The sequence below is a fragment of the Stenotrophomonas maltophilia genome (assembly GCF_013464485.1).
GTDB classification, from domain to species: Bacteria; Pseudomonadota; Gammaproteobacteria; order Xanthomonadales; family Xanthomonadaceae; genus Stenotrophomonas; species Stenotrophomonas maltophilia_AW.
On the sequence record NZ_RAUX01000041.1, the window covers coordinates 1 to 22,968 of the forward strand.

General features: G+C 67.4%; 18 protein-coding genes and 1 tRNA gene. 4 read left to right on the forward strand and 15 right to left on the reverse strand.

Annotated elements, in window-relative coordinates:
• Window positions 1-443: 443 nt before the first annotated feature.
• The 7 genes from pepQ to rph form a co-directional block, all read right to left on the reverse strand.
• Window positions 444-1,775, reverse strand: coding sequence for a Xaa-Pro dipeptidase (gene pepQ / locus D7Y61_RS17695; RefSeq protein WP_180868183.1), 1,332 nt, complete (start codon window positions 1,773-1,775; stop codon window positions 444-446).
• 75 nt (window positions 1,776-1,850) lie between these two features.
• Window positions 1,851-2,225: a PilZ domain-containing protein gene (locus tag D7Y61_RS17700; protein WP_010484030.1), complete on the reverse strand. Its 375-nt coding sequence runs from the start codon at window positions 2,223-2,225 to the stop codon at window positions 1,851-1,853.
• The gene (locus tag D7Y61_RS17705) at window positions 2,222-4,501 is read right to left on the reverse strand and encodes a DUF1631 family protein (RefSeq protein ID WP_180868185.1); all 2,280 of its coding nucleotides are present in this window, start codon (window positions 4,499-4,501) and stop codon (window positions 2,222-2,224) included. The genes D7Y61_RS17700 and D7Y61_RS17705 overlap by 4 nt, the downstream gene beginning before the upstream one ends.
• 140 nt (window positions 4,502-4,641) lie before the next feature.
• Window positions 4,642-5,868 (reverse strand): radical SAM family heme chaperone HemW, encoded by a 1,227-nt coding sequence (gene hemW, locus D7Y61_RS17710; protein ID WP_258010415.1) that lies wholly within the window; start codon window positions 5,866-5,868, stop codon window positions 4,642-4,644.
• Window positions 5,869-5,924: 56 nt separating this feature from the next.
• A complete protein-coding gene (gene rdgB / locus D7Y61_RS17715; protein ID WP_180868186.1) occupies window positions 5,925-6,521 on the reverse strand; it encodes an RdgB/HAM1 family non-canonical purine NTP pyrophosphatase in 597 nt (198 codons plus the stop codon).
• The gene (locus tag D7Y61_RS17720) at window positions 6,518-6,907 is read right to left on the reverse strand and encodes a VOC family protein (protein WP_180868188.1); all 390 of its coding nucleotides are present in this window, start codon (window positions 6,905-6,907) and stop codon (window positions 6,518-6,520) included. The genes rdgB and D7Y61_RS17720 overlap by 4 nt, the downstream gene beginning before the upstream one ends.
• Window positions 6,904-7,629 (reverse strand): ribonuclease PH, encoded by a 726-nt coding sequence (gene rph, locus D7Y61_RS17725; RefSeq protein WP_180868190.1) that lies wholly within the window; start codon window positions 7,627-7,629, stop codon window positions 6,904-6,906. The genes D7Y61_RS17720 and rph overlap by 4 nt, the downstream gene beginning before the upstream one ends.
• A gap of 124 nt (window positions 7,630-7,753) precedes the next feature.
• On the opposite strand from rph, the gene D7Y61_RS17730 reads away from it, so the two are divergent.
• Entirely contained in the window at window positions 7,754-8,614 is an 861-nt protein-coding gene (locus tag D7Y61_RS17730; RefSeq protein WP_180868192.1) for a YicC/YloC family endoribonuclease, read from the forward strand.
• 57 nt (window positions 8,615-8,671) lie between these two features.
• Here D7Y61_RS17730 and selD read toward each other — a convergent pair whose 3' ends face one another.
• The 8 genes from selD to fdnG all read right to left on the reverse strand — a co-directional run bounded on the left by selD (window position 8,672) and on the right by fdnG (window position 19,238).
• Window positions 8,672-9,751 carry a selenide, water dikinase SelD gene (gene selD, locus D7Y61_RS17735; protein ID WP_180868194.1) on the reverse strand — a complete coding sequence of 360 codons (1,080 nt, stop codon included), beginning with the start codon at window positions 9,749-9,751 and terminating at the stop codon, window positions 8,672-8,674.
• 26 nt (window positions 9,752-9,777) lie between these two features.
• Window positions 9,778-9,873, reverse strand: a tRNA-Sec gene (locus D7Y61_RS17740).
• A gap of 24 nt (window positions 9,874-9,897) precedes the next feature.
• Window positions 9,898-11,829 carry a selenocysteine-specific translation elongation factor gene (selB, locus tag D7Y61_RS17745; RefSeq protein WP_180868196.1) on the reverse strand — a complete coding sequence of 644 codons (1,932 nt, stop codon included), beginning with the start codon at window positions 11,827-11,829 and terminating at the stop codon, window positions 9,898-9,900.
• A complete protein-coding gene (gene selA / locus D7Y61_RS17750) occupies window positions 11,826-13,250 on the reverse strand; it encodes an L-seryl-tRNA(Sec) selenium transferase (RefSeq protein ID WP_180868197.1) in 1,425 nt (474 codons plus the stop codon). The genes selB and selA overlap by 4 nt, the downstream gene beginning before the upstream one ends.
• Window positions 13,251-13,254: 4 nt before the next feature.
• The gene (gene fdhE / locus D7Y61_RS17755; protein ID WP_180868199.1) at window positions 13,255-14,238 is read right to left on the reverse strand and encodes a formate dehydrogenase accessory protein FdhE; all 984 of its coding nucleotides are present in this window, start codon (window positions 14,236-14,238) and stop codon (window positions 13,255-13,257) included.
• A 359-nt stretch (window positions 14,239-14,597) separates the two neighbouring features.
• Complete coding sequence (locus D7Y61_RS17760; RefSeq protein ID WP_180868201.1) at window positions 14,598-15,245, reverse strand: formate dehydrogenase subunit gamma; 648 nt, start codon at window positions 15,243-15,245, stop codon at window positions 14,598-14,600.
• Window positions 15,242-16,159 carry a formate dehydrogenase subunit beta gene (gene fdxH, locus D7Y61_RS17765; protein WP_126928518.1) on the reverse strand — a complete coding sequence of 306 codons (918 nt, stop codon included), beginning with the start codon at window positions 16,157-16,159 and terminating at the stop codon, window positions 15,242-15,244. Before fdxH ends, D7Y61_RS17760 begins: the two co-directional genes overlap by 4 nt.
• 10 nt (window positions 16,160-16,169) lie before the next feature.
• The gene (fdnG, locus tag D7Y61_RS17770; protein WP_180868203.1) at window positions 16,170-19,238 is read right to left on the reverse strand and encodes a formate dehydrogenase-N subunit alpha; all 3,069 of its coding nucleotides are present in this window, start codon (window positions 19,236-19,238) and stop codon (window positions 16,170-16,172) included.
• 292 nt (window positions 19,239-19,530) lie between these two features.
• On the opposite strand from fdnG, the gene gmk reads away from it, so the two are divergent.
• The 3 genes from gmk (at window position 19,531) to D7Y61_RS17785 (ending at window position 22,875) form a co-directional block, all read left to right on the forward strand.
• Entirely contained in the window at window positions 19,531-20,196 is a 666-nt protein-coding gene (gene gmk, locus D7Y61_RS17775; protein WP_014038334.1) for a guanylate kinase, read from the forward strand.
• 110 nt (window positions 20,197-20,306) lie between these two features.
• Entirely contained in the window at window positions 20,307-20,606 is a 300-nt protein-coding gene (rpoZ, locus tag D7Y61_RS17780) for a DNA-directed RNA polymerase subunit omega (protein WP_005410877.1), read from the forward strand.
• A gap of 106 nt (window positions 20,607-20,712) precedes the next feature.
• The gene (locus tag D7Y61_RS17785; RefSeq protein WP_180868204.1) at window positions 20,713-22,875 is read left to right on the forward strand and encodes a RelA/SpoT family protein; all 2,163 of its coding nucleotides are present in this window, start codon (window positions 20,713-20,715) and stop codon (window positions 22,873-22,875) included.
• Window positions 22,876-22,968: the final 93 nt, after the last annotated feature.

Here is a 22,968-nt window from a genome sequence, read left to right on the forward strand (position 1 = left end):
GCTTGCAGCCCTGCACCCGCAGAGGCAACAGCTGGAGCAACAGCAACAGCAACAGCGGGCTATCCGTGAGATGGCGGGGCACTGTGGGTTTGCGGGGACGCCGTGAATCCATCCCTGGAGGCTTGGTCGCCGCATCCATGCGGCTCACACCCCGCAAACCCACAGTGCCCCGCCTTCGAAAGGTTCACGCGGCTGTTGGTGGGTGTCGACCTTGGTCGACACAGAGCGAGCGCAGCGAGCGACCCGCTTTTGCTTTTCTTTTTTCTTTTCCGTGGTTGGACGCGGCAGGAAATTGTCAAAGGCGGGGCGGGTAGGCCATGCAGGGGCGTTGGCGCCATGGATGGCGCCATCGAGCTTACAGGGACGTACTTGCAGCGTCCCCTGCATGGCCTACCCGCCCCGCCAAGCGCGGCTTTTGCTCCAAGCGCCCAACCACGAGGGGCTCAGCCGTTCGCCGCCGCAAACTCCGGCCGCGTCAGGTTGTCCGCCTCGCCATCAGTGCACAGCACTTCGTCTTCGATGCGGATGCCGCCATACGGGCGGAAGAAGTCCACGCGCTCCCAATTGATCGCATCACCATGGCCGGCATCCTTCACTTCGTTCAACAGCATGTCGATGAAGTACAGGCCCGGTTCGATGGTCACCACCATGCCCGGTTCCAGCACGCGGGTCAGGCGCAGGTAGGGGTGGCCGGCCGGGCGTTCGATGCGGCCGCCTTCCTCACTGGCCGCAAAGCCGGCCACGTCGTGCACCTGCAGGCCGATCAGATGGCCGATGCCGTGCGGGAAGAACGCGGCGCTGACGCCTGTCTCCAGCGCGGTCTGCGGCGACACCTTGATCACGCCGAAGTCCTTCAGCACGCCCATCAGTGAAAGATGCGCGTCCACGTGCAGCTGCTTGTAGTCAAAGCCCGGCTGCACCGCCGCGCACATCTGCTGCTGGGCGGCGTCGACGGCGGCGATCATCGCGGCGAATTCGTCGTGGCCGTGCGCAGCGTAGGTGCGCGTGATGTCGCTGGCGTAACCAAGCGCGCTGGCACCGGCATCGATCAGGAAGCTGCGCAGCGGCTGCGGCGCCTTGCGGCCCAGCTCAGTGTAATGCAGCACGGCGGCGTGTTCGTTCAACGCCACGATGTTGCCGTACGGCAGCTCGTTGGCATCCTGGCCCACGGCCTGGCAATAGGCCATGTGAATGCTGAACTCGTCGGCGCCGTTGCGGAACGCGGCTTCGGCGGCACGGTGGCCGCGCACGCCCAGCACCTGCGCCTGGCGCATCAGCGCGATCTCATACGGCGTCTTGCTGCCGCGGTGCCATTCCAGGTAATTCACCACCGGCGCCGGGTTGTTCGGCACGTAGTTGCCCAGCGCGCTCTGCGGCTCGCCGAGGATCGCGCAGCGCGCCGGGTCGGCCGGCAACAGGGCCAGCGCTTCTTCGGGCTTGCGGATGATGTGGATGTCGAAGTGCTCCACCCACCAGCCGCTGGGGGCGTCCGGCACCACGTGCCAGTAGTCGAAGGGCTGGTGGAAGATCACGGCCGGGCGCTTGCCCGGGGTGAACACGATCCAGCTGTTGGGCACGCGGGTCAGCGGCAGCCAGGTCTTGAACTGCGGATTGACCGCATACGGGTAGTCGCGGTCGTCGAACACCTGGTAGTGCAGGGTGCCGCTGGGCACCACCAGATGATCGAAGCCACCGCGGGCCAGCGCCTGTTCGGCACGTCGGCACAGCACGGCCAGGTGGTCGGAATACAGGGCGCCGGGGTCTTGCTGGATCATTGCGGTGGCTCGACACGGAAAACGGCCCTAGATTCTGCCGCATACCGCGAAAAACCGCTGTGCCGGAACCGGCACTCAGGCCGTCGAAACCGGTCCCTCGTCGCTGTCCTCGCCCACCCACTGGCGCAGCAGCTGCCGATGCTCGCGTGACAGGGTGAGGAAGCGGAAGCCGGTCCAGCTCTGCCCGGGTACGTGCGCGGGCTCGCTCCACAGCAGATGCACGCCCACGTCGATGGCCTGCTGGCGGCCATCACCCAGTGGCAACGGGAAGCGCAGCTGGTACAGCGCATCCTCGCGTAGCGGCACGCTGGCCAGCATCAGCATGCCGGTTTCGGAGACATTGCCGAGGCGCCCGACCACGCACTCGCGCATCTGGTCGGTGACCGGCACCAGGTCCGAGACCTGGCGGCGCGGAGCGCGGCGGGTATCCTGCGGCGGTACGGCTTTCATGCGGGGGTCTCCTGTGCGCGGCCAGTGGCCAGTGCACGCAGTGCACCGAGGCTGGCTTCCCAGGCACGGTCGACCAGCCGGCCCTTGTCTTCGGTGACCAGCTGCGCGCGCCCGGCACTGATCTGCCGCGCCAGCGTATCCAGGTCGGTATCGGTGATCTTCTGCCCGCGCGCATTGACGAGCAACGCGTGGCCGGTCAGCAGGCTGTACCAGGACAGGCGCTGGCGGCGCAGCGTGCCATCGCCCGTGTCGATGTCGAACCAACTGCCGAACGGCAGCGTGGACAGCTGCTGGTAGGCCGCTTCTTCGGCGCTGCTGCGCGGAGTGGCAGGTGCGGTGCCACTGTTCGTGCCGGCGTGCTCGCCCAGGCGCGCACGGGCCTTCAGGCGTGCGCTGAGCTCGGTACGCGAGGTGCTTTCATCCTCGCCGCCGGGCGTGGCCAGCCTGCGCGCGACGGCGGCGGCTTCCTCAGCGTGGTAGCCGACCTGCAGCAGTGCGGCCTCCACGTCCGCTGCCAGCACGGTATCGGTGCCGCCAGGGGCGTCGATGGCCTGTGCGGTGATGGAAGCGATGCGCTCGGTCTGTTGCAGGCGCTCCTGCCACTGTGGCGAATCGTCGCCGTGGCGCAGGCGGGTGAGGGTCAGTGCATCGGCCCAGGCCTGGCGCAGCAGGGTCTGCACGAAGCGCGGCGGCGACCGCGTGTCGCAGCACTGGTCGATCTGTGCGGTGGCCTGGCGACGGGCCAGTTCCAATCGTTCCTTGCCGCGGGCGGCTTCCACATGGCGGCGCTCGGCCAGTTCGGCACGATGGGCCGCCGCGCGCTGGTGCTGCTGCACGTCTTCGTTGGCGGCGGCAAAGGCTTCCGGCGCGCGCGCATCCTGCCCCAGCAGGCCCTGCACGCTCTGCGCCATGCGCTGCAGCAGCTGTGGGTCCACATCGTCATCGCTCAGCCAGTTGGCGCCGACTTCGGCGATCTGGTTGAGCAGCTCACGCGCAGGGTGTTCGTCGCGCACGAAGAAGCCCGGGTCGGCCATCGCCGCGCGTGCCAGGGGCACCTGCAGGCGCGCCAGCAGGGCGGCGGGTACCGGATCGGGACGCTGCTGCTGTTGCACCTGCTGCATCAGCATGCGCAGCAGGTCGAGGTTGTCACGCTCGTGACTGCCCAGCTGGGCCTGCGCACCATGCTCGCTGCGCAGCTGCGCGACCACGGCAGCCTGCAGGTCGGCCACACCGGTTGCCGCACTGGACTGGGCCTGCAGGCGCGCGAGGACCGCGTCGACCACCGCGCTGGGCACCGCGCCGCTGTCCGCCGGGGCAGGGCCGGCATGCCGTGCCTGCTGCAGCAGTTCATGCAAAGCGCTGCCACTGGAGGTGGTCACGCCCGGCATGGGGTGGCCGGCAGAACCGCCCTCCTGGAAGGCGTCCTGTACCAGGCTGGACCAGGAGCCGGCCGGTGCCGAACCGTTCCAGCCGGTCAGCGGGGCTGCAGCGCGCTTGGCCGGCTGCGTGGTGCGGCCGCCACCCACCGACTGGGTGATGATCCGTCGGGTGCTTGACGAGCGCGCCAGATAAGGGGTGTAGACCAGCCCCGGCAGAACGCCGTGCTGGGCAAGCAATGCATTGGCGCGGTCCAGGACATCGCTCAGCCGCTCCAGTACCTGCCTTTCGAAGCTGCGGTACAGCGCGAGCTGCACTTCCACGTCAAGTGCGTCCTGTTCGGCCAGCCTGCGCACCATCGCGCACAGTGCCTGTGGTGCCAGCGGCAGGGTGTCGGCCTCGAAGGCCGGCGCCGCCGCCAGTACGCCCAGGCGTTGGCCCAGCAGGTTCAGTGTGTTGGTTGAACGCAGGGTCTCACGCCGCACCATCTCGGTCAGCAGCAGATCGCGGTCGACGTCATGCTCGGCAACCAGTGAAAGCCCCAGCATGCCGGGCAGCGGTGGCGGGGCAACGCTGGCGCTGGTGGCTGCGGGTGGGTCGCGCAGGCGGGCCAGTGCTTCGGCCACGGCATCGAGCATGCGGTCGGCGAAGTGACCGGAGAAGGTGTGAAGCTGGCCGCGCTGGGCCATCAACTCCGACTGCTGCTGCGGATTGCGCGCACGGTCGGCGTCGTGCAGCAGAGTCTGTTCCAGCGCTTCAACTGTCAGGATCAGGGGAGCCGCCAGCGTTTGCCGGCATAGGCCGATCAGCGTGCCCAGCAGCTCACGCACCCGGGGTGGCAGGTCGGTGGCGGCCAGACGGGCCTTGTCGGCAGGAGTGATGGAAAAGACAGCTGACATCGGCAGGCGGTACCCGGATTCCCGCGGATCGATCTGGTGAATCTACCGTGTCGGCCGATGTCAGCGCTACTTTAGAGTGGATGTGCACCCGTTCGCCAGCCGTGGCCCAGCGGCTGGCACGACCCTCCCTCACGTGAGGGTCATTCCTCCAGGAACAGGCTCACCACATCGTTGGTGAAGCGGCGGCCCAGTTCGGTCGGCTGCACATGGCCCTCGGCCAGCTGCAGCCAGCCGCGCTGGATGGCCTCGGCCAGTGGTGCCTCCAGCACGCTGCGCGGCAGCCCGGTACGCGATTCGAAATCGCGCAGGCTGAAACCTTCGTGCAGGCGCAACAAGTTCAGCATGTACTCGAACGGCAGCCGCTCCGGCGCGATCACATCGTCGCCACCGAACGAGGCCGGGGTACCCGCGCTGTCCAGGTAGGTTTGCGGGTGCTTCAGCTTCCAGCGGCGCAGCACGTGTTCTTCGGCGCCGGAACTGATCTTGCCGTGCGCGCCGGCGCCGATGCCCAGGTAATCGCCGAAACGCCAGTAGTTCAGGTTGTGTGCGCTCTGCCGGCCGGGGCGGGCATAGGCGCTGACCTCGTACTGGCCGTAACCGGCCTGCGCCAGCAAAGCCTGGCAGTGCTCCTGCATGTCCCAGGCATTGTCTTCATCGGGAATGCCCTGCGGCGGCCGCGCGAAGAACACCGTGTTCGGTTCCAGTGTCAGCTGGTAGTGCGAGATGTGCGCCGGCTGCAGCGCGAACGCGCGTTCCAGATCGGTCTCGGCGCCGGCCAGGGTCTGTTCCGGCAGCGCGTACATCAGGTCGATGTTGAAGTTGTCGTAGCCCGCGTCCTGCGCCATCTTCACCGCACGCTCGGCTTCGCCGCTGTCGTGGATGCGGCCCAGGCGCTTGAGCATCGCGTCGTCGAAACTCTGGATGCCGAAGCTGAGACGGTTCACGCCGGCCGCGCGGTAGCGGTCGAAACGGCCGTGCTCGGCGGTGCCCGGGTTGGTCTCCAGGGTGATCTCGGCGTTGGGCGCGAAGCGCAGGCGCGCACTGGCCTGCTGCAGGAAACGATCGATCGCTTCCGGTGGGAACAGGCTGGGCGTGCCGCCGCCAAAGAACACGCTGTGCACCACCCGGCCCCAGACCAGTGGCAGGTCCTGGTCCAGGTCGCGCAGCAGTGCATCGATGTAGGCATCGAACGGCAGCTCGCCCTTGGCCTGGTGCGAATTGAAATCGCAGTACGGGCATTTGCGCACGCACCACGGCAGGTGCACGTACAACGACAGCGGTGGCGGCACCAGCCGCGGCGGGCTGTCGTGGTCGGCGGAGCAGGCTTCGCCGGGCAGGTGGTTGCAGTGGTCGTGGTCGTGCGGCATGGGCTTCTTCGGTAATGCCGGCCGCTGGCCGGCTTCCCTGGTTCGATCGGGTGGCGTCAGTACAGCGTCGCCAGCTGCTGCTTGAGCTGCTGCAGGGCAATGGCGCGGTGACTGATGGCGTTCTTCAGCGCCGGCTCCATTTCCGCGGCGGTCAGGCCGTGGGCGGTGTCCAGAAACACCGGGTTGTAGCCGAAACCATTCGTGCCACGCAGCTCGCGGATGATCTGGCCTTCCCAGCGGCCTTCGCAGATCAGCGGCTGCGGGTCGGTGGCGTGGCGCAGCAGCACGATCACCGCATAGAAGCGGGCGCTGCGCTGGCCGTCGGGAACGTCGGCCAGCGCCTCCAGCAGCTTGGCGTTGTTGGCCGCAGCATTGGTCGGGTGGCCGGCATAGCGCGCGCTGTACAGGCCGGGCGCGCCGCCAAGCGCATCAACGATCAGGCCCGAATCATCGGCCAGCGCCGGCAGGCCGGTCGCTTCGCAGGCCGCGCGTGCCTTCAGCAGCGCGTTCTCGACGAAGGTCAGGCCGGTCTCTTCCACGTCACCCAGGCCCAGTTCGGCGGCCGAGGTGATCTGCAGCGGCAGGTCGGCGAGGATCTCCTGCATCTCCACCAGCTTGCCGGCGTTGTGGCTGGCCAGTACCAGTTTCTTCATTGACGGGGCTCCAGCAGGTCCCAGGTGTTGCCATACAGGTCGCGGAACACCGCGACCGTTGCATAGGTTTCTTCGCGCGGCGCTTCCAGGAACTCGACGCCGGCGGCCAGCATCGCCGCGTGGTCGCGGTGGAAGTCGTCGGTGTTGAGGAAGAAGGCGACGCGGCCACCGGTCTGGTTGCCGATCCGGCTGCGCTGTTCCTCGTCGCTGGCACGGGCCAGCAGCAGCGCGGCGGCGCTGCCGTCGGTCGGGCCGACCACCACCCAACGCTTGTGGCCCTGGTCGATGTCCTCCAGCAGCGTGAAGCCAAGCTTGCCGGTGTACCAGGCGATGGCGTCGTCATAGTCGGCCACCACCAGGGTGGTCAGGGCGATCCGGCGGTTCATGCCGACAGCGCTGCCTGCTGTGCGTCCAGCAGTTCGCGCACGCCCTTTTCGGCCAGGCCCAGCAGCGCGTCCAGTTCGTCGCGGCGGAAGGCATGGCCTTCGGCGGTGCCCTGCAGCTCGATGAAGCCGCCACCGTCATTCATCACCACGTTCATGTCGGTGTCGCAGTCGCTGTCTTCGGCGTAGTCCAGGTCCAGCACCGGGGTGCCGCGGTACACGCCCACCGACACGGCGGCCACCGCGCCCAGGATCGGGTTGCGCTTGATGTCGCCGCGCTTCATCAGCACGTTCACCGCATCGACCAGGGCCACGTAGGCGCCGGTGATGGCGGCGGTGCGGGTGCCACCGTCGGCCTGCAGTACATCGCAGTCCAGGGTGATGGTGCGCTCGCCCAGCGCGTTGCGGTCCACGCACGCGCGCAGGCTGCGGCCGATCAGGCGCTGGATCTCCAGCGTGCGGCCGCCCTGCTTGCCGCGGGCCGCTTCGCGATCACTGCGGGTATGGGTGGCGCGCGGCAACATGCCGTACTCGGCGGTTACCCAGCCTTCGCCCTTGCCGCGCAGGAAGCCCGGCACGCGGTTCTCGACGCTGGCGGTGCACAGCACGCGGGTATCACCGAAGCACACCAGTACCGAACCTTCGGCGTGGCGGGTGAAGCCGCGTTGGATGACGACCGGGCGGAGCTGGTCGGGCTGGCGGCCGCTGGGGCGGGAATCGGACATGGTGCGGGTTCCGTAATGGCGAGGGAGTACGCCGCCACGCTCGCGTCCTTCACGGGGCGGGCAAGGGGGCTCTGGTGAGGGCGCTAGGGTACCATTCCCCCTTTGCACGCACCGGACACAATCCATGATTCGAAGCATGACCGCCTATGCCGGCGGCGAGCGGGTCACCCCGTGGGGCACGCTGGGCTGCGAGCTGCGCTCGGTCAACCACCGCTTCCTGGAGGTCGGCACCCGCCTGCCCGAGGAACTGAGGGCGCTCGAGCCGCAGCTGCGCGAGCGCATCGCCGCACGCCTGAGCCGTGGCAAGCTGGATCTGGTGATGCGCCTGCGCGCGCCGGAAGCGGCGGCCAACCTGCAGGTGGACGAGGCCCTGCTGGGCCAGCTGGGCCGCCTGGCCCACCGCCTGACCTCCGATTTCCCCAACCTGCAGGTCAGCTTCACCGACCTGCTGCAGCTGCCGGGCGTGACCCGCGGCGAGGCGACCGATGCCGCCGCCCTGCAGGTCGAGGCACTGGCCCTGCTGGACCAGGTGCTGGACGGCTTCGTCGAGGCCCGTGAGCGTGAAGGCGGCAAGTTGTCGGCCGCCATCAGTGAGCGCGTGGACGGAATCGAACGTATTGCCACCGAAGTCCGCACGCTTATTCCGGCCATTCGCGACGGCCAGCGCGCCAAGCTGGCCGCACGCCTGGCCGACCTGCCTCACCCGATCGACCCCGGCCGTGCCGAGCAGGAGCTGGTGCTGTGGCTGCAGAAGCTGGACGTGGATGAAGAGCTGGACCGTCTTGGCAGCCACATCGTCGAGATCCGACGCGTGCTCAAGCAGCGTGAGCCGGTCGGCCGCCGCCTGGACTTCCTGCTGCAGGAGTTCAACCGCGAAGCCAATACGCTGGGCTCGAAGTCGGTGGACAGCCGTACGTCCAACGCGGCGGTGGAGCTGAAGGTGCTGATCGACCAGATCCGCGAACAGGTGCAGAACATCGAGTGATGTTGCATCCAGCGCTACAGCAGGGGCGCCTTAGGGCGCCCTTGTCGTTTCAGCGCTTCAGCGCACGCTGACGCCCGGCGTTCCCTCGCCCAATCGCCCGACCACGGCCGCCTGACCGAACCCCGCGTCGTGGAAACAGGCCAGCACCGCCTCCACCACCTCCAGGGCACAGGACACCAGTAGACCACCGCTGGTCTGCGGATCGGTCAGCAGCGGCTGCCAGTATGCTGGCAACCCCTCGGCGAAGCGCACCTCGGCGCCATAGGAGGCCCAGTTGCGGTGGGATGCGCCGGTTATGCAGCCACGCTGCAGCAGCTCCAGCGCCTGTGGCAGCAGCGGCACCTGTGCACTGTCCACCTCGGCGGCCACGCCGCTGGCGCGGCACACTTCCAGCAGGTGGCCGAGCAGGCCGAAGCCGGTGACATCGGTCATCGCGTGCACGCCGTCCAGCGCCGCCAGCGGCACGCCCACGGTGTTGAGTCGGGTGGTCGACTCGATCATCTGCCGGTAGCCGTCGGCGTCCAGCACTTCTTTTTTCAGTGCTGACGAATACACGCCCACGCCCAACGGCTTGCCCAGCACCAGCACATCGCCGGCGCGGGCATCGGCATTGCGCTTGAGCCGCTGCGGGTCGAGCACGCCGATCGCGGCCAGGCCGTAGATGGGTTCCACCGAATCGATGCTGTGGCCGCCAGCCACAACGATGCCAGCATCGGCGCAGGCGCGTTCGCCGCCCTGCAGGATGCCGCGGATGGTGTCCTGCGGCAGCATATTGATTGGCATGCCGACGATGCCCAGTGTGAACAGCGGGCGCGCGCCCATCGCATACAGGTCCGACAGCGCGTTGGTGGCAGCGATGCGGCCGAAGTCGAACGGGTCGTCGACAATCGGCATGAAGAAGTCGGTGGTGGCGACGATTGCCTGGCGATCATCGAGGCGGTACACCGCCGCGTCGTCGCTGGTCTCGCGGCCGACCAGCAGTTCAGCCGGTGCGGGAAGCGCCGGAACGCCACGCAGCAGTTCGCTCAGCACACCCGGCGCGATCTTGCAGCCGCAGCCACCACCGTGTGCCAGCGAGGTCAGTCGTTGCGGGGCATCGGCCGTTGAAGGGGCGGGGGACTGCGCGTGCGTGGCCATGCCGACATCTCCTGCGGAAACACGAATGGCGGAAGGCAGCAGGAGTCGAACCTACCAGGGAACGATCGACGCCCCCTACTGGGTTTGAAGCCCAGCCGCATGCCCGGATGCGCATGCCTTCCGAAAGTACGGCGGTAGCGGTGGGCTCAGTCGCGGGCTGCGTGCCACTGCAGGTCGCCACGCGGCCGATGCCGGTCACCGACGCGTCGAGTGTAGCCAACGCGATTGAAGAACTCCAAGATCTGGATGCTGCGTTTGCGGCCCAGGCCGATGGCATCGCGGAAGGCCGCCGCATCCACCGTGCCGCTGGCCCGTGACAGCTGCGCGACGATCGCGGCCAGCTCGGCGATGCGCGCCGGTGCATAGAACAGGTCCGGTACCACCTGGAACAGTTCGCCACGTGCGGCGGCGCGGCGCAGGACGGCGCGGACCTCGTCTTCGGCCAGTCCGAAGTCGGCGGCCAGAGTACGCACCCACGGCGGATCGAAGCCACCGGCGCGCAGTTGCGGCAGCACGCGTTCCAGCAGAAGGCGTTCGCGTTCCGGTGGTGCATGGTCATGGCCTGGCAGGCGCCACCAGGCGCCCACGCGTTGCAGCGTGCCATCGGCCAGCAGGTCCTGCAGCAGCGCATTCCAGAGGCTGGCTGCAAGCGAGGGCAGGGTGCTGCGCTGCAGGCGCCCGCTGTCGACACCGGGTTCGTCCGGGCGCCGCCCATGCCAGCCGCGCAACGACGTGGTCACCTGCTCGCGCAATGCCTGCCAGTGCGAGGCAAGGATGACCACCGTGTCTTCACGGGTAGCGATGCGTTGCGCGTCCTCGGGTAGTTCGATCTGGTCGGCGGCGCGCCGGCAGTAGCGTTGCAGCGCGGCCATGGCAATGCCGAAGGGCGCCTGCTGCAACATTGGGCCGATTCCCGCACCCGCGGCCAGTTGCTCCAGTGCTCCCAGCCAGGCGAGCCGTGCCGGGCTGCGCCGGCGCCGCTGTGGCGGGTCCGGATCGAGCACGATGCCGCCGCCCAGCGTGTGGCTGGCCGCTGAATCGCGGGCGATGAAGCGATCACCACACATCGCACAGACCGGTGCATCGAACACCAGCTGCACCAACTGCCCATCGCCTTGGTCCGGGTCCTCCAGCAGTACCACATGGGCCTGCCGGTGCATCGTGCCCCAGTGGATATGCAACGGCGCCCAGTCGCGCAATGGCGCGGCCAACGCGGACAACCGCAGCCGCACATCAACGCGGGTGGTGGCCAGCAGTGCGCGCGGGTCGGCGATCCAGTCGCCACGGCGGATGTCGTCGCGGGCGACCGCGGCCAGATTCAACGCGCAGCGCTGACCGGCCATGGCCTGTTCACTGGCCTGGTTCTGCGCGTGGATGCTGCGTATGCGCACTTCAGTGGCGGCCGGCATCAGCTGCAGATGCTCACCTGTCGCGGCGATGCCGCCATGTACCGCGCCGGTGACCAGCGTGCCATGGCCGGCCAGCGAGAACACGCGGTCCACGGGCATGCGGAACAGCTCGCTGCACAGTTCGGCCTGGCGCGCGCTGGCGTCGTCTGCCGCCCACGCGTGCAGCTGGGCACGCAGTGCGCTGATGCCGGCATCGTCGGGTGCGGTGCTGTTGCAGGCGAACAGGGGGGAATCCTGCAGCGGTGTCGCGGCCAGCAGCGCAGCGATCTCGATCTCGACCCGCGCGATGCGCGCGGCATCCACGCGGTCGATCTTGGTCAGGGCCACCGCACCGCGGTCCACGCCCAGCAGCTGCAGGATGGCCAGATGCTCGCGGGTCTGTGGCATCACGCCGTCGTCGGCAGCGATCACCAGCAGGGCAACATCGATACCCGTGGCGCCGGCCACCATCGTGTGCACGAAGCGCTCATGGCCCGGCACGTCGACGAAACCCAGCGTCGTGGCCAGGCCTTCGACGTCCCTGCTTTCCACCGGGACATAGGCGTAGCCAAGCTCGATGGAAATGCCGCGCGTACGCTCTTCCTGCAGGCGATCGGTTTCGATGCCGGTCAGCGCGCGCACCAGGCTTGTCTTGCCATGGTCGATATGCCCGGCGGTGCCGACGATCATGCCTGCAGCATGCGCCATTGGCCCAGGAAGACCGCTTCGTCGGCGGGTTCCAGGCAGCGCAGGTCCAGCCACAACGCGTCATCGGCGATGCGGCCCAGCACCGGGCGCGGTAGCTGGCGCAAGCGCTTGGCCAGGCGATCCAGCCCGCCACGGCGCGCGCTGGCAATACGCAGTCCGGCGCTGGCCAGCTGCGCCTGTGGCTGCGCGCCGCTGCCGATCTGGCTGTGCATCGAGGCAGGCTCGAGGGCGTAGTCCGCCGCCAGCGAGGTACGCATCGGCTGCAGCAGGCGCTGGGCCTGTGCATCGATGTCGCCCTGCGTGCGCGACAGCGTGCGCAGGGTCGGCAGGCGCTGTGCCAGCAGCTCCGGTTCGCGGTACAGGGCCAGCACCGCTTCCAGCGCAGCCAGTCCCATCTTGTCCATGCGCAGCGCGCGCTTGAGCGGGTTTCGGTTGATCCGCGCGATGAGGTCGGCGCGGCCAGCGATGATGCCGGCCTGCGGCCCGCCCAGCAGCTTGTCGCCGCTGAACGAAACCAGATCGGCGCCGTCCGCCAATGTTTCCTGCACGGTGGGCTCGTGCGGCAGGCCGAACGTGGCCAGATCGCACAGGCTGCCACTGCCCAGGTCCACCACCAGCGGCAGGCCATGCTTGTGCGCGATCGTGGCCATCGCCGCCGTGTCGACCTTGGCAGTGAATCCGGTGATCGCGTAGTTGCTGGCATGCACCTCCATCAGCAGCGCTGTGCGCGCGCCGATGGCGTTGGTGAAGTCGGCCGGATGGGTGCGGTTGGTGGTACCCACTTCCAGCAGCCGCGCGCCTGCGCTGCGCATCACGTCGGGAATGCGGAAAGCACCGCCGATCTCCACCAGTTCGCCGCGCGACACCACTACGTCGCGTCGGTTGGCCAGGCTGTTGAGCAGCAGCAGGACCGCCGCCGCATTGTTGTTGACCACGGTGGCGGCTTCAGCGCCGGTCAGTTCGCAGATCAATCCCTGCACCCGTGCATCGCGGTCGCCGCGGTGACCACGGATGACGTCGAACTCCAGATCCACCGGGGCGGTCATCGCGCGGGTGACCGCGTGCACGGCGGCATCGGGCAGCAATGCGCGGCCGAGATTGGTGTGCAGTACGGTGCCGGTGAGGTTGAACATCGGCTGCAGATCCAGCCGTGCATCGGCCGCCAGTGCGGCCTCGAACGCGGCAACCAGCGCCGGACCGGCAACCGCTTCCTGCAGCTGCGCGGCCGAAAGCTGGCCGGCGCTGATACGGTCGCGCAGCACCTGCAGGTGCGAACGCAGCAGCTGGGTGATGCGGCTGCGGCCGTGGCCCTCGATCAGTGCTGCGAGGGCCGGCAGGCGCAGCAACCGGTCCAGCGAGGGCAGGGCGGAAACCGATGCCGGGGTGGAGGACGTGGCTGTCATCGCCTCAATCGCCGTCGGATTGCCACAGCAGCGGATTCTGGCTGGCGCGCGCATAACCTTCTTCGCCCAGCAGCAGATCCAGCGCCAGCGTGCCGAGGTCATCGGCGACCGGTTCCAGCGAGGGATCCTTTTCCAGGTACAGGATCTTGCGGTAGCTGTGGCAGTGGTCGCAGGTCTCGGCGCGCACCGCGCTCTCGCGCACCGCCTCGCCGCTATCGCCGTCTACCTCGGCCAGTGCACGATACGCGATGTCCTTGCCGGCGGCACCACACTGGCTGCACTGCACGCGCACGTAGTGCCACTGGCAGGCGCACAGCGAGCACGACAGGTAGCGGTAGGATGCATAGGGTGGCCGCGCCTGCACCACGCTGACCACCGGTAGCGAGCCGCACAACGGGCAAAGGCCGGGTGCATCGGCCAGCGGTTTCAGGTCGGTGGAGCGGAAGCTGTCCGCCAGCACCGTCCAGTAGACCTGCAGTGCATTCATTACCAGCAGCGCAGCGACCGCATCCACCGAAGGCGCGTCATCGCGCTCCAGCACGGCGTGCGCCTGCGCATCCAGCCAGGCATCGTCGGCCGCGGCGACGCGTTGCAGCTCCTGACGGGTTTCCACCGGCAGCCCGGCTTCGTCGGCACAGTGCTGGCACAGCGTGCGCAGCCAGCCGCGCCAGCGTCCATCCAGTTGAAGCGTGTTGGCCGGTTGCAACGGCATGCCGGCACCGGCCGCCGCACTCGATTGCTGCGCACGTGCCTGCGACTGCAGCGCCTCGCGCTGCTGCGGTGTCAGCTCATCCAGCAGTGCCTGCTGTGCATCGGCCAACGCCGCCAGCAGCTGCAGGTAGCCGCCGATGGCACTGTGCGCGGCCAGGCTGCGCAGTCGCGCCGCGCGCTGGGCGAACAGGGACGCGACATCGGGCAGGATGATGCGCGGAACATCGCGCGAGGCCAGCGTCTCGATCTCACCGGGTTCAAGGATGCGTTGCGCCATGCAGGGCCAGCCAGAAGAACCAGGCTCCATCCTCGCCGTTGTCGGTGCTGGCGTCCAGCGTGTTCAAACAACGCAGTCGAGCATGGCTCGACTCTACGAAAGTCGGTTTCGGTCGTTGCCGTGTTCATCGTGTCGACCAAGGTCGACACCCACCAACAGCAGCGGGAAACTGTCGAAGGCGGGGTGGGTCCGGTTGCGGGGGTGTCCGCGGCATGGATGCCGCGGCCAAGCCCCCAKGGATGGGTTTACGGCGTCCCCCCGCAACCGGAGCCACCCCGCCACCCCTCAGAAGGCCCGCTCTTGACGTTGATGTTGAGGTTGACGTTGATTCTGCGGGTGCATGGCCGCAGGCCCTGCCGCTAACCCTCTCCCCGCCGCCCGCGCAGGATGTCCCGGAACCACTGCCGGTGATGCTTGTACGCCCACCCGTAGGTCACCTTGCCCTGAGTCATCGCCCGCACCGAACCCTTGATCCAGATCGCTGCATAGATGTGCACCACGATCGCGCAGATCAGCACCCAGCCGAACAGCGCGTGGGCAAGCACCGAGAAGCGGATCACCCCGATCGGGAAGAAGTGGCTGAAGTACTGCCGCCAGATCACGAACCCGGTCAGCAGCAGCGCCGACAGGCAGCCGATGATGGCCCAGAACAGCAGCTTCTGGCCGGCATTGAAGCGGCCCACCGGCGGCAGCTTCTCGTCCTCGTTGCGCAGCACATCGCGCATGCCACGCATCCACGCACGGTCGTCGGGGCTGAGAAAGTTGTCACGCCACATCCGCAACGCCAGCAACGCGAAGCCCACCACCATCGCCAGGCCGACGAACGGGTGCAGGATGCGCGTCCACGGTCCGCCGCCGAACAGCTGGGTCAGCGGGAACAGGGCAGGGTGGAACAACGCCAGGCCGGACAAGGCTGTCAGCACGAAGCAGATCGCCACGATCCAGTGGTTGATGCGGGTCGGGGCGCGGTAGCGGATGATCTGTCGCGGGTGCGGTGCGTACTTCATGGCCGCTGCTCCTCTTCGATCTTCTTCGCCTCGTGCTCGGCTTCCTCTTCTTCCTCGTCATTGACCGTGTTGCGGCCGATGCCGATGTAGTGCAGGAAGCCGGCGAAGGCGGTGGCGGCAATCGCCAGCACGCCCAGCGGCTTGGCCACGCCTTTCCAGATCTCCACCATCGGACTGATCCGCGGGTCCTTGGGCAGGTCGGCGTACAGTTCCGGCTTGTCCACGTGCTGCAGCACGTACATTACGTGGGTGCCGCCGACGCCCTGCGGGTCGTACAGGCCAGCGTTCTCGTAACCGCGTGATTTCAGGTCTTCGACGCGGCCGGCGGCATGCTCGGTCATCGCCTGCTTGCTGCCGAAGGTGATCGCGCCGGTCGGGCAGGTCTTCACGCAGGCCGGTTCCTGGCCCACCGCCACCCGGTCCGAACACAGCGTGCACTTGTAGGCCTTGTGGTCCTTCTTGGAAATGCGCGGCACGTCGAACGGGCAGCCGGTCACGCAGTAGCCGCAGCCGATGCAGTTTTCTTCCTGGAAATCGACGATGCCGTTGGCGTACTGGATGATCGCGCCGGGCGATGGGCAGGCCTTCAGGCAGCCCGGATCGCTGCAATGCATGCAGCCCTCCTTGCGGATCAGCCACTCCAGCTTGCCCTTCTCGTCCTCGTACTCGCGGAACTTCATCACCGTCCACGACTGTTCGCTCAGGTCGGGCGGGTTGTCGTAGCTGCCGACGCAGCTGCCGACCTCGTCGCGCAGGTCGTTCCATTCCATGCAGGCGACCTGGCAGGCCTTGCAGCCGATGCACTTGCTCACATCGATCAGCTTGGCGACCTGGCCGGTGTGTGCACCACGCGCCTCCGGCGAGGGCGTGGTGGTGGCCGAGCGGCGGATGATGTCCAGGGATTGCAGTGACATGGCGTGTCTCCTACACCTTCTCGACCTTGACCAGGATGCACTTCGATTCGGGCGTCTGTGAGTTGCCGTCACCGATGGCGTTGGTCAGCGTATTGGCGATGTATCCGGGCTTGGCCGCACCCAGGAAGCCCCAGTGGATCGGCACGCCCACCTGGTGCACGGTCCGGCCATCGATCTGCAGGGCCTTGATGCGCTTGGTCACCATCGCCACCGCTTCGATGTGGCCACGCTTGGAACTGACCCGCACGCGGCTGCCGTTGTTGATGCCCAGCTCGTCGGCCAGGGCCGCGCCGATCTCGACGAACTGCTCGGGCTGGATGATGGCGTTGAGCTTGCCGTGCTTGGTCCAGAAGTGGAAATGCTCGGTCAAGCGGTAGGTGGTGGCCACATGCGGGAACTCGTCCGGCGAACCGATCTGTGCGCGATCGGTGGCGAACACGCGTGCCGCCGGGTTGTTCAGCGTCAGTGCCTGCCCCGGGCTGAGCGGATTGCTGCGCAGCGGGGTATCGAACGGTTCGTAGTGCTCCGGGAACGGGCCCTCGGCCATGCCAGCCTTGGCGAAGAAGCGGGCGATGCCTTCCGGGTTCATGATGAACGGGCCCATGCCGCCGGCGGGATCCTCGTCCGCCTTGAAGTCCGGCACGTCCACGTTGCCCCAGTTCTTGCCGTTCCAGGCCAGCAGCGTGCGGCGCGGGTCGAAGGGTTGGCCAGCCACGTCGCACGAGGCGCGGTTGTACATCACGCGGCGGTTGGCCGGCCACGCCCAGGCCCAGCCCAGCGTGTTGCCGATGCCGGTGGGGTCGCTGTTGTCACGCCGCGCCATCATGTTGCCGGTCGGGCCCCAGGCGCCGATATAGATCCAGCAGCCGGAGGAGGTGCTGCCGTCGTCGCGCAGGTCGCCGAATGCGGCCAGCTGCTCGCCAGCCTTGCGCACCAGCTTGGTCGGGTCCTTCGGATCGAACACGTCGGCCAGCGCCTTGCCGTTGTATTCCATTGCCAATTCTTCCGGCGTCGGCAGTTCCGGGTTGGAATACTTCCAGGCCAGGTCGCGCACCGGCTCCCACCATGCACCGCCGTCCTTCTCGTACATCGCCTTGATGCGATGGAACAGCTCGGACATGATCTCGATGTCGCTGCGCGCTTCACCCGGCGGATTGGCCCCCTTCCAGTGCCATTGCAGCCAGCGCGAGGAGTTCACCACCGCGCCGTTCTCCTCGGCGAAGGAGGTGGTCGGCAGGCGGAATACTTCGGTCTGGATCGTGCTCGGGTCGACGTCGTTCAGCGCGCCATGGTTCTGCCAGAAGGCAATCGTCTCGGTTTCCAGCGGGTCCATGCTGACCATGAATTTCAGCTTGGAGAACGCACTGATCAGCTTGCCCTTGTTCGGCGCCGAGGCCAGCGGGTTGAAGCCCTGGCAGATGTAGCCGTGGATCTTGCCCTCGTTCATCAGTTCGTACGCCTGCAGCATGTCGTACGGCTTGTCGAGCTTGGGCAGGTGGTCGAAGCACCAGTTGTTGTCCGCGGTGGCGGCGTCGCCCCACCACGACTTCATCAGGCTGACGTGGAACTTCGGGTAGTTCTGCCAGAACGACATCTGGTTGGCGCGCAGGGGCTTCTGCGTGCGCTTGGCGATGTAGGCGTCGTAGTCCTGCTCATCCTGCTTCGGCAGCGTCAGGTAGCCGGGCAGCAGGTCGGACATCAGGCCGATGTCGGTCAGGCCCTGGATGTTGGAATGCCCGCGCAGTGCATTCATGCCGCCACCGGCCACACCGATGTTGCCCAGCAGCAGCTGCACCATGGTGCCGGCACGCACGTTCTGCGCACCGATGGAGTGCTGCGTCCAGCCCAGCGCGTACAGGATGGTCATCGCCTTGTCCTTGCCGGCGGTGGACGCGATCATGTCCCAGATCTGGCGGATGCTGTCGGCCGGCGTGCCGCAGATGCGTTCGACCATCTCCACGGTGTAGCGCGCGTAGTGCTGCTTGAGCAAGGTGTAGACGCAGCGCGGGTCCTTCAGCGTCGGGTCGCTGCGCACGAAGCCATCATCGCCGTACACGTAGTCCCAGCTGGAGCGGTCGTAGCTTCGATTCTCGGCGTTGTAACCCGAGTACAGCCCGTCCTTGAAGGCGAATTCGTCCTTCACCAGGAACGACATGTCGGTGTAGTTCAGCACGTACTCGTGCTGGATGCGGTCCTCGGTCAGCAGGTAGTTGATCAGGCCGCCCAGGAACACGATGTCGGTGCCGGTGCGGATCGGCGCGTACACGTCGGCCACCGCGGCCGAGCGGTTGAAGCGCGGGTCGACCACGATCAGGCGTGCCTTGTTGTGTGCCTTGGCCTCGGTCACCCATTTGAACCCGCACGGATGTGCCTCGGCGGCATTGCCACCCATGATCAGGATCAGGTCGGCATTCTTGATGTCGACCCAGTGATTCGTCATCGCACCACGGCCTAGCGTCGGGGCAAGACCTGCCACCGTCGGGCCGTGTCAGACACGTGCCTGGTTGTCGAATGCCAGCATGCCCAGGGAGCGCACGACCTTGTGGGTCAGCACCGCGGTTTCATTGCTGGTGGCCGAGGCTGCCAGCATGCCGGTGGTCAGCCAGCGGTTGACCGTCTGCCCGGCTTCGTTCTTCTGCACGAAGTTGGCATCGCGGTCTTCCTTCATCAGCCGCGCGATGCGGTCCAGCGCATCGTCCCAGCTCAGCCGCTTCCACTCGTTCGAGCCCGGCGCCCGGTACTCGGGGTAGAGCAGGCGCGACTTGCTGTGGATGATGTCGGCCAGGCCGGCACCCTTCGGGCACAGCGTGCCGCGGTTCACCGGATGGTCCGGGTCGCCTTCGATGTGGAAGATGCTCGGTTCGGCGTTCTTGGCGCCATCGCCGAGGCTGTACATCAGGATGCCGCAGGCCACCGAGCAGTACGTGCAGGTGTTGCGGGTCTCGGTCGCGCGGGTCAGCTTGTATTGCCGGACCTCCGCGAGCGCGATGCCGGGCGCGAAGCCCATCAGGGCCAGGCTGGAGCCCACCAGGGTTGTCCCGGTGACCTTCAGGAACTGGCGGCGACTCATCGAGGGCATGCCGTTCTCCTTGGATGGCGGGGCGGCACGCAGACCACCCGGCTGTCGGTAGGTACGGCCCGGTTATAGCACAGGCCCCCGGATGCCCATGTGGCACAAGGGCCGGCGCCCGCAGGACGGGCGCGCAAAGGGGCCGCTCTGGTAAAGTTGCGTGCCCGCACCCCGGGGAAGCGTCTGCCGGGCCTGGTTCCAGGATGTTCCGCGCAGCCCCCGCCGTCCTGGCGCGATCCTCCGCGCCGGATCTGGAACACCGAGGAAAAATTTTGCCAAATCAACCCGTTGGATCCCCCGCATGAGCGCCCCGTCGAAGCCGTCGGACGCCGTTGCGCGCGGCACGCTGTACATCGTTGCCGCCCCGTCCGGCGCCGGCAAGAGCAGCATCGTCAATGCCACTCTGGCGCGCGACCCGCAGATCGCCCTGTCGATCTCCTTCACCTCGCGCGCGATGCGCCCGGGCGAAGTGAACGGCCAGCACTACCATTTCGTCTCTGCGGAGAAGTTCGAGGAAATGATCGCCGCCGGCGACTTCTTCGAGCATGCCTGGGTGCACGGCGACTGGAAGGGCACCGCCCGGCAGTCGGTCGAGCCGCAGCTGGCCGCTGGCCAGGACGTGCTGCTGGAAATCGACTGGCAGGGTGCGCAGCAGGTGCGCCAGCTGGTGCCGGGCACGGTCACCGTGTTCATCCTGCCGCCGTCCAAGCAGGCCCTGCAGGACCGCATGCGCAAGCGCGGCCAGGACAGCGAGGCCGTCATCGCCCAGCGCCTGGGCGCGGCCCGCGATGAAATGCTGCACTTCAACGAGTTCGACTACGTCATCGTCAACGAGGTGTTCGACACTGCCGTGGACGAGCTGTGCGCCATCTTCACCGCCAGCCGCCTGCGCCGGGAGGCCCAGAAGGTCCGCCACGCCGGCCTGATCCAGGCCCTGTTGACCCCCGATCCGGGTGCAACTGACTGATTCCAAAAGAATCGGGTGGGGGTTGGCTTGATTTTGTCCAGCCCCTGCCAGTACACTCCGTCCCCTTTCCCTCATTCGACTGAGCGGCCGACCGGTCGCCGGGAGCCCGTATGGCCCGCATCACCGTAGAAGATTGCCTGGAAGTCGTTAACAACCGTTTCGAACTGGTCATGATGGCTTCCAAGCGTGCCCGCCAGCTCGCCAACGGCGTGCAGGCCACGCTGGACAACAGCGAGACCGAGGACAAGCCGACCGTGCTGGCGCTGCGCGAAATCGCCGCCCGCAAGATCGACAACGCGCTGATCGACGAAGTCGAGAAGGCCGAGCGTGAGCGCGCCGAGCGCGAAGCGCTGGAGTGGGCTGCCGCCGAAGTGGTCGCCGACGAAGACATGTCCAAGAACGACGATTGATCGCATCGATCAACGTAATCGTTGGATGTGCCGAACAGCCCGCCCCGTGCGGGCTGTTTCGCATTCAGGATTTGCCGTAAACGTCGCGCTGGAATAGGCTTCGGGCATGAACCCAGGCCCCACTGCCAAGGTCGCCGCAGCCCCCGCTGCCGCCGTACCCGACTACGTCCTCCAGCTTGAACGCGCCGCCCACTATCTGCCGCCGGAACAGCTGCCGCTGCTGCGCCGTGCCTGGGAAGTCGGAGCCTCCGCGCACGCTGGGCAGACGCGCAAGTCGGGCGAGCCCTATATCACCCATCCGGTGGCCGTGGCGCAGGTGCTGGCCGAGCTCGGCCTGGACGTTGAAGCGCTGATCGCCGCGATCCTGCACGACACCATCGAAGACACCCCGCTGACCCGCGAGGCGCTGGCTGCCGAGTTCGGCGAAGCCGTGGCCGAGTTGGTCGACGGCGTGACCAAGCTGGACAAGCTGAAGTTCCGCGACCGCCAGGAAGCGGCCGCCGAGAGCTTCCGCAAGATGCTGCTGGCGATGTCGCGCGACCTGCGCGTGATCATGATCAAGCTGGCCGACCGCCTGCACAACATGCGCACGCTGGGCGCGCAGAGTCGCGAAGCGCGTGGCCGCATCGCCCGCGAGACGCTGGAGATCTACGCGCCCATCGCCCAGCGCCTGGGCATGAGCCTGGTCAAGAGCGAGCTGCAGAACCTCGGCTTCAAGGCGCTGTACCCGTGGCGCCACGCCATCATTGAAAAGCACATCCGCAGCCAGCCGGTGGTGCGCCGCGAGGCGATGGCGCAGGTGGAAGTGCAGCTGTCGCAGCGCCTGGCCAAGGAGGGCATCGAGCATCGGCTGATCAGCCGCATCAAGACCCCGTGGAGCATCTACAACAAGATGCGCGACGAGAACAAATCCTTCGACCAGGTGATGGACGTGTTCGGCTTCCGCCTGGTCGTGCGCAGCGTGCCCAGCTGCTACCACGCGCTGGGCTCGGTGCATGCCACCTTCAAGCCGCTCGATGGCCGCTTCCGCGATTTCATCGCCATTCCCAAGGCCAACGGTTACCAGTCGCTGCACACCGTGCTGTTCGGGCCGTACGGCTCGCCGATCGAAGTGCAGATCCGTACCGAGGAAATGGACCTGATCGCCGAACGCGGCGTGGCCGCGCACTGGACCTACAAGTTCGGCGGCGACACTCCCAACAGCGCGCAGAGCCGCGCCCACGCCTGGATCGTCGAGCTGATCGATTCGCAGCGCGCCGCCGGTTCTTCGCTGGAATTCCTCGACAACGTCAAGGTCGACCTGTTCCCGGACGAGGTCTACCTGTTCACCCCGAAGGGCAAGATCCTGGCCCTGCCGCGCAACTCCACCGCGCTCGATTTCGCCTACGCCGTGCATACCGACGTGGGCAACATGGCGGTGGCCTCGCGCGTGGACAAGAAACTGGTGCCGCTGCGCACCAAGCTGGTGTCGGGCCAGTCGGTGGAGATCATCACCGCACGCTCGGCCACGCCGAAACCGCAGTGGCTGGAATTCGTGGTCACCAGCAAGGCACGCACCGCAATCCGCCACCAGCTCAAGCAGCTGGAGCACGAGGACGCCGTGCAGCTGGGCCACCGCATGCTCGACCGTGCGCTGGAAGCGATGGATTCGTCGCTGGAGCGGCTGCCGAAGGGGCGCCTGGATGCGTTCCTTACCGAACACCGCTTCCCGCGCCTGGAGGCGCTGCTGGCCGAGGTCGCACTGGGCAACTGGATGCCGACCCAGGCCGCGCAGGCACTGATGGCCTACGCCGAACTGCGGGGCGGCCCGCATTCGCGCCACCATTCGCAGGAAAAGATCCTGATCAACGGCAGTGAGCGCGGCGTGGTCACCTTCGCTGGCTGCTGCCAGCCGATTCCCGGTGACGAGATCATGGGCTACCACACCGCCGGCAAGGGCATCGTGGTGCACCGCATGGATTGCCCGAACCTGGCCGAGCTGCGCAAGTCGCCCGAGCGCTGGGTGCCGATCGGCTGGGACACCACCGTTTCCGGCGACTACGACACCTCGCTGGTGGTGGAAGTGGAGAACGGCACCGGCGTGCTGGCGCAGCTGGCCGCCGCCATCGCGCAGAGCCATTCCAACATCGAGCGCGTGGATTACCTGGACCGCGACTTCAACGCCGCCGTGCTGGCGTTCAACATCCAGGTGCGCGACCGCAATCACCTGGCCGAAGTGATGCGGCGCCTGCGGCGCCTGTCGGTCGTGCAGTCGGTGCGCCGCCAGTAGGTCCCGCGCATACCCGGTAGTGGGGGGGGGGGGGGGGGGGGGGRGGGGGGGGGGGGSGGGGGGGGGGGGTGGGGGGGGGGGGGGGGGSGGGGG

Excerpts from the sequence above, each read along its gene's own strand:
- pepQ (WP_180868183.1), bottom strand. The coding sequence starts at position 1,775 with ATGATCCAGCAAGACCCCGGCGCCCTGTATTCCGACCACCTGGCCGTG.
- D7Y61_RS17700 (WP_010484030.1), bottom strand. The coding sequence starts at position 2,225 with ATGAAAGCCGTACCGCCGCAGGATACCCGCCGCGCTCCGCGCCGCCAG.
- D7Y61_RS17705 (WP_180868185.1), bottom strand. The coding sequence starts at position 4,501 with ATGTCAGCTGTCTTTTCCATCACTCCTGCCGACAAGGCCCGTCTGGCC.
- hemW (WP_258010415.1), bottom strand. The coding sequence starts at position 5,868 with ATGCCGCACGACCACGACCACTGCAACCACCTGCCCGGCGAAGCCTGC.
- rdgB (WP_180868186.1), bottom strand. The coding sequence starts at position 6,521 with ATGAAGAAACTGGTACTGGCCAGCCACAACGCCGGCAAGCTGGTGGAG.
- D7Y61_RS17720 (WP_180868188.1), bottom strand. The coding sequence starts at position 6,907 with ATGAACCGCCGGATCGCCCTGACCACCCTGGTGGTGGCCGACTATGAC.
- rph (WP_180868190.1), bottom strand. The coding sequence starts at position 7,629 with ATGTCCGATTCCCGCCCCAGCGGCCGCCAGCCCGACCAGCTCCGCCCG.
- D7Y61_RS17730 (WP_180868192.1), top strand. The coding sequence starts at position 7,754 with ATGATTCGAAGCATGACCGCCTATGCCGGCGGCGAGCGGGTCACCCCG.
- selD (WP_180868194.1), bottom strand. The coding sequence starts at position 9,751 with ATGGCCACGCACGCGCAGTCCCCCGCCCCTTCAACGGCCGATGCCCCG.
- selB (WP_180868196.1), bottom strand. The coding sequence starts at position 11,829 with ATGATCGTCGGCACCGCCGGGCATATCGACCATGGCAAGACAAGCCTG.
- selA (WP_180868197.1), bottom strand. The coding sequence starts at position 13,250 with ATGACAGCCACGTCCTCCACCCCGGCATCGGTTTCCGCCCTGCCCTCG.
- fdhE (WP_180868199.1), bottom strand. The coding sequence starts at position 14,238 with ATGGCGCAACGCATCCTTGAACCCGGTGAGATCGAGACGCTGGCCTCG.
- D7Y61_RS17760 (WP_180868201.1), bottom strand. The coding sequence starts at position 15,245 with ATGAAGTACGCACCGCACCCGCGACAGATCATCCGCTACCGCGCCCCG.
- fdxH (WP_126928518.1), bottom strand. The coding sequence starts at position 16,159 with ATGTCACTGCAATCCCTGGACATCATCCGCCGCTCGGCCACCACCACG.
- gmk (WP_014038334.1), top strand. The coding sequence starts at position 19,531 with ATGAGCGCCCCGTCGAAGCCGTCGGACGCCGTTGCGCGCGGCACGCTG.
- rpoZ (WP_005410877.1), top strand. The coding sequence starts at position 20,307 with ATGGCCCGCATCACCGTAGAAGATTGCCTGGAAGTCGTTAACAACCGT.
- D7Y61_RS17785 (WP_180868204.1), top strand. The coding sequence starts at position 20,713 with ATGAACCCAGGCCCCACTGCCAAGGTCGCCGCAGCCCCCGCTGCCGCC.